This is a genomic window from Flammeovirga sp. SJP92 (assembly GCF_001583495.1).
GTDB lineage: Bacteria > Bacteroidota > Bacteroidia > Cytophagales > Flammeovirgaceae > Flammeovirga.
Genome location: NZ_LQAQ01000026.1, coordinates 1 through 1,506, shown reverse-complemented (window position 1 = coordinate 1,506; position 1,506 = coordinate 1). Strand labels below are relative to the sequence as shown.

The window sequence follows — 1,506 nt, the reverse complement described above, 5'->3', positions numbered from 1 at the left end:
GTGTTCAGAAGCAATGTTTTCAGGGGTGAGTTCTAGAAAGTTTTCCATTTTTCAGCGGGTTTTAGTGAAGTCGCTTTGTACTGGAAAAGTCTTATAAGAGTATGACCACTTTTCCTGCAAAAGTATTTTTATCCATTTTCTCATGAGCTTCAATAAGCTCTTCAAATGAATATACGGCATCTATATTTGGTTTATAATGACCCTGCTCAACCTGATCGATAATATGTTGTAAAGTGCCTCCATCTTTGTCTACATGAAGATGATCACTGCCATAAAAACTGATTTTTTCATCTTTTAAAACCTCTTGGAAATCAGCATGCTGATCCGTTTGATAACTTTCCGCAAGTGAACCAGCAAGACAAATTTTTCCCGAAGGTTTCAACATGGCCAAATCGTCTTTCACACTTACTTCACTCACAATAGTATCCACAACTCCATCCACACCATCAGGCCAAATATGACGCACTTCTTCATCAATGGTACCAGCAGACACAATCACGTGATGCATTCCTCCTTTTTTGAGTTTTTCTACTTTATCCGGACTTCTTGTCACTCCAATGATTTCACCTCCTAGATGATTGATAATACTGCTGATTGCAAGACCTAATGCCGATGCTCCGGGTCTTACCACAACTTTGGGTTGCTCTATTTTGTCCATTTTCAGTGTTTCTATAACACAGCCCCAAGCGGTGAGGTATGTTTCTGGAATAGCTGCTAGAATAGTCCAGTTCAGCTCGGTCTCAATTGGGAAAACATTAGAAAGGGGTACTAGTGTCATTTCAGCATAAGAGCCATTGTACTTTCGTCCCATTTCTCCCATAGCTGCCGCTACTTTTTGACCAGGTTGTAATGTGCCATCAGGACACTCAACCACTTCACCGATACATTCTATTCCAATTACTTTAGGAAACTTTACAGCATCAAAGGAGCCTCCCATTCGTGTGACAGCTTCTGCTCTATTTAATCCAAAACCACGAATTTTAATTAATGCTTTTCCTTTTTCAGGAATAGGGTCTTCAATATTGGTAAATTCTAACGCTTCTGGACCGCCAGCTTTTCTGACTAAATAGGCCTTCATATTTTTGTTTTTTTGGGTTGTTCAATTTTACTTTTATAGAATGCAAGATAAGGTGCATTTTGATAAAAAAGCGAGTTTTACGAGCCTAAAAATAAAGGTTGAAATGGAAAAAATAAGAGAAAGCTAATGGATTCACCCTAAGTTAATTAATCCACCTGTCAGTATTAATTTAAAGGTAATTCTATAAGAAATTGTTGTTAATAATTATTTGTATTTCTAGAGTTTCCTTTATTCAACGTCATCAATTCTCTTATGTTGGATGCAATGCATCTTCATTACATTAGTAGGTTGTAAACTAAATTATAGTCAACTTTCACTCAACATTTCTATAAGCTTTGAAGGTTCTACTTTCAAGCTTCCTTCTTCTTCATTTTTCCATTGATGAAAAACGAAGCAAAAAATCTAGGCTTAGAAGTCAAAAGCTAAAT

Annotated in this window: 1 protein-coding gene; it reads right to left on the bottom strand. The window is 36.7% G+C overall.

What is annotated here, in order from left to right:
• Positions 1-91: 91 nt before the first annotated feature.
• Positions 92-1,078, bottom strand: a complete 987-nt coding sequence (locus AVL50_RS07215) for a zinc-binding dehydrogenase (RefSeq protein WP_062615816.1) — start codon at positions 1,076-1,078, stop codon at positions 92-94.
• Positions 1,079-1,506: the final 428 nt, after the last annotated feature.